Here is a 4,304-nt window from a genome sequence, read left to right on the forward strand (position 1 = left end):
AAAACTGCTCAAAAATTTGGTTATGTCTTAGGAATCAAAAAGACTTCAAGAAAAGCATTGAAATTTATGAAGAGGGATTGAAAATAGATCCACAAGATGACAATTTGCTGATGAACATAGCCAATTCATATTCAGCAATGGGCGAATATGCCAAAGCTGATGAATATTATGACAAGGCATTGACATTCAATCCAGACTTGGCTATGGCTTACTATAATAAAGCAAAACTTGCCATTGAAAAGAAAGATGATTTGTGGAAAGAGAAGAGTATGACATATCTTAATCATTGCATTAAGATTATGCCTTACTTTTATGAATCAAACATTAACAAGGCTTCATTACTCCGTGAAGATAGCAAAAATGAAGAAGCAGCCGAGGTGCTGACAAAAGTTATTGAAGCAACATTCCGACCAGATTTCATTATGGCTGTACTCCAACGAGGCATTGCCTATCGACTTGAAGGCAAAATGCCACAAGCATTAAATGATTTCAACACGGTACTTCTTTATCAGCCACACAATGTGCAGAATCTTTCAAACTTAGCCCAAACTTATTACGCTATGAGATTTTTCAATGAGGCGAGTCATTTTGCGGCATTAGGGTTAAAAGAGGCTGAAATACAAAACAGGCACGATTGTGATGCAGAGTTTAGTGAGGTTATAAATCGCATCAATGCTTTGTCACAAACGTTTGTTCATCTAAATGAAAATGGAAAAAAGGATAAATAAAGCCCCGAACCTTATGCCGGTATGTATCCCCTACTTATGGCAAGCATGTGGCAGTAGAGCTGACAGAAGACAATCATCGCCAGTTCTTCATTCCAAAGGGCTTTGCCCATGGTTTCGCTGTCCTTTCAGAGACTGCCGTCTTCCAATATAAGTGCGACAACTTCTATCATCCTGAGGCAGATGGAGGTATCTCGATTCTCGATGAAACCCTCGGTATTGATTGGAAAATCCCAACAGAACATGCTAATCTCTCAGATAAGGATACGAAGCATGCAATGCTGAAAGACTTTGATAGTCCATTCGATATCAACGTGGATTTATACTAAGTCATACGTTGTTCTTGTTAAGCATCGACTATGCCGTAATGGAGAAGTCGAAGGAAATCTATACCTTGCCAGCTGAGTTTGGCTGGAGCGACTTAGGTAGTTGGGGTAGCCTCCGTACCTTACTCCCACAGTATGAGGCTGGCAATGCCAAGGTAGGCAAGGACATCCGATTGTATGAATGCAAGAACTGCTTGGTTCATGCAGCTGATGAAAGCAAGGTGGTAGTTCAAGGCTTGGATGGCTATATCGTAGCCGAGAAGAATGGGCAACTGCTTGTTTGCTCATTGAAAGAGGAACAGAGAATTAAAGAATTTGGAAAATAATTATGTTGGGAGATTAAGATAATTCAACAGTTTCAGAAGATTAGGTATTTATTAGGATATATATAATGAGTTATACAAGATTAAGTGCTGCAGAAGCAGCAGCAATGATTAACGATCAAGATACGATCGGATTAAGTGGCTTTACTCCAAATGGAGTACCGAAGGCTACTTTCCGTGAACTTTCTAAGAGAGCTGTAGCGGAGCATGAGGCAGGAAGACCTTTTCAGGTTGGTATCTTGACAGGTGCTTCTACTTCACAAAGTATTGAAGGTGATATGGCGGCAGCTCATGCCATCAAGTTTCGTGCACCATTTTCTACTAATAGAGACTTCCGTAAATTTGAAATGAAAAGCTAAAATCTGAAGATAATACTGTTATTGGTAGAGTATGTTTTTAGATTAAAAACTTGGATACACAGATAAAACTACCATAACTATCTATATGAAAGTTTTGTTGTAATTCATATTTTTTTAATAAAAGGCGAATGACAAATAATATGTCCCAAAAAACGATATCAGGTTTTGATCTTTTGAAATTTATAATGGCCCTTATCATAGTCAATATTCATGTCCAATTAGTGGATGTTGCAGAAGGATCATTTATTTATGTACAATGGAGTTATATTAATGATTTGGCTGTTCCTGTATTCTTTATTCTCTCTTCATTCTTTTTATTCAAGAAAATGAGAGAAGATGATGAAAAAGGAAGTTTCAAGAGATTGATTCATTATGAGAAAAGATTATTAAAGCTATATTTATTTTGGATTGTAGCATTGTCACCAATCATATTGTTTTGCTGGCATAGAGAGTATCTAGAGTCCTATCTAGGAATATTCTTGTTTGCTAAAAACTTCTTTTTTGGCTATGAGTTTGGTGCGAGTTGGTTCTTTGGTGCCTTGCTGGTAGGTGTCCCAATAGTCTATTTTATCGAAAGGTATATGAATGAAAAGGTCTTGCTAGCTTTGACGTTTTTGGTTTATGTTTACTTATATGCCGATTTAGATAATAAGTATTTATGCCAACTTTATACCGAATATCTAAGAGATCCAAAGTTATCTTTTCCCGCAGGATTGCTATGGATAAGTATAGGCAAGGTCCTTTCTAATGAAAGAATTTCTCAAATGGCAGAAGTAGTGCGGTCTAGTCATTTGATTATGAGGGGTAATAGTTGTAGCTCTAGGAAGTTATTTCAACGATTATAACTATGTGTTCAGAATTCCATCTGTAATACTTCTCATAGGTTGTTTCTATAAAGTCAATATTGATAATCAATCTATGTGCAGGAGAATGCGCATATATAGCACACACTTCTTCTGTTTGCACTATAGTCTCATAATAGTCATGCAACATTTACCAAAAATGTATCTTGATAATAAGCTGATACAGATGTTGGAAGTGTTGATTTTGTGTTTATTAATCTCAAATATTATTATATATTTTAAGCAGTTCAAGTATTTTTCTTGGCTGAAATACTCAATGTAAAATATGGGAAATTTACCATCACAATCAAAAGCAATCATTTGGAGTGCCGTCGAACGATTTTCTTCGCAAGGCATTCAGTTTGTATTAGGAATCATCATTGCTCGCCTTGTCGCACCTTCATGTTACGGATTGGTTGCCATGTTGACTATCTTTATCTCCATCGGTCAGTCTTTGATTGATAGCGGCTTTGCCAATGCATTAATTCATAAGAAAGACTGTACAGACAAAGATTATTCTACGGTATTCTATTTTAACTTGGTCGTCAGTGCTGTTCTATATCTACTGTTCTTTATATGTAGTCCGCTTATAGCAGATTTTTATGGACAGCCTGAATTGGTAGTAATAACAAGGTATTCCACATTCGGTTTTATCCTCAATTCCTTGGCTATCGTTCAGCGTGCTCAGTTTACAACGCGGATGGATTTCAAAAGACAATCAAAGGCAACGGTTTCTGCCGTCATAGTTAGTGGCGTGGTTGGTGTTGCTATGGCATATTGCGGTTATGGAGTTTGGGCTTTGGTTTTTCAAGGATTGATAAATAGTCTGGTTAACACGATCTCTTTGTGGATGATGTCAAGTTGGAGACCAAGTTTGGTTTTTTCTAAGGAATCATTCAAGGAACTATATGCTTTTGGCTCTCGCTTGCTATTCACAGGACTTCTATCTACTGTATATATAAATCTCTATACGTTGGTAATAGGAAAGTTCTTTTCAAGTACACAGTTGGGATTTTTCAATAAAATGCAGAATATTGCAGTATTCCCATCTCGAAACATTACCTCTATCATGTCAAGGGCTGTCTATCCCAAGCAGTGTAAATTGCAAGATGATAATGTGGCACTTCATAACAATTATATGCAGTTATTGTCTCTGTCTTCGTTCTTTATATTTCCATTGATGGGTGGACTTGCTGCATTGGCTCAACCTTTGGTCTCATGTTTACTCGGTGGGGCATGGGAAAGTGCATGGCCGTATTTATCTATTTTAAGTATTGCATATATGTTCGATCATTTACAGTACTTCAATTGGCAGATGTTGGCAGTAAAGGGAAGGAGTGATTTATCCCTAAAATCAGAAATTATAAAAAAGATAGCTTCTATAATTATATTGGTTGGAACAATCCCTTTTGGAGTGAAAGTGATGGCTATGGGACTTGTACTTTATGCAATTATAGATTTGCTGATAATAATTCCTTTTGTTCATAAAGTGATACCATCCATAACTTATGGAGCAGAACTTAAGGTTTTGGCTCGACCATTCGTTTTGACTGCTATTATGTGTGTGGCGATAGTAATGTTTATCAGTTTATTCTCAAACCACTTTGTACAGTTATTTGGTGGCTTCATTATAGGAGGAGTCTGCTATTTATTGGTTGCTTATATGATGAAAATGCCAGAATTACAATATTATCCTCAAATCCGCAACCGCCCTCATAAGATGACACAG

Annotated in this window: 3 protein-coding genes and 3 pseudogenes; all 6 read left to right on the top strand. The window is 36.8% G+C overall.

Annotated elements, in window-relative coordinates; genetic code table 11:
• Positions 1-728, top strand: a 728-nt coding sequence (locus DW917_RS16405) for a tetratricopeptide repeat protein (RefSeq protein WP_118120453.1), incomplete at its 5' end; no start/stop codon positions are given.
• A gap of 26 nt (positions 729-754) precedes the next feature.
• Positions 755-1,054 (top strand): annotated as a pseudogene (locus tag DW917_RS16410) (dTDP-4-dehydrorhamnose 3,5-epimerase family protein); the annotation flags it as partial.
• Between the two features lie 17 nt (positions 1,055-1,071).
• Positions 1,072-1,377: pseudogene (locus DW917_RS16415) on the top strand (mannose-1-phosphate guanylyltransferase); the annotation flags it as partial.
• A 65-nt stretch (positions 1,378-1,442) separates the two neighbouring features.
• Positions 1,443-1,712, top strand: a pseudogene (locus DW917_RS16420) (acetyl-CoA hydrolase); the annotation flags it as partial.
• A 149-nt stretch (positions 1,713-1,861) separates the two neighbouring features.
• The gene (locus DW917_RS16425; RefSeq protein ID WP_118120455.1) at positions 1,862-2,578 is read left to right on the top strand and encodes an acyltransferase family protein; all 717 of its coding nucleotides are present in this window, start codon (positions 1,862-1,864) and stop codon (positions 2,576-2,578) included.
• Between the two features lie 283 nt (positions 2,579-2,861).
• On the top strand, positions 2,862-4,304 hold a 1,443-nt coding region (locus DW917_RS16430), incomplete at its 3' end, for a lipopolysaccharide biosynthesis protein (protein WP_147344245.1).

The sequence above is a fragment of the Prevotella sp. AM42-24 genome (assembly GCF_003461825.1).
In the GTDB taxonomy this organism is placed as follows: domain Bacteria; phylum Bacteroidota; class Bacteroidia; order Bacteroidales; family Bacteroidaceae; genus Prevotella; species Prevotella hominis.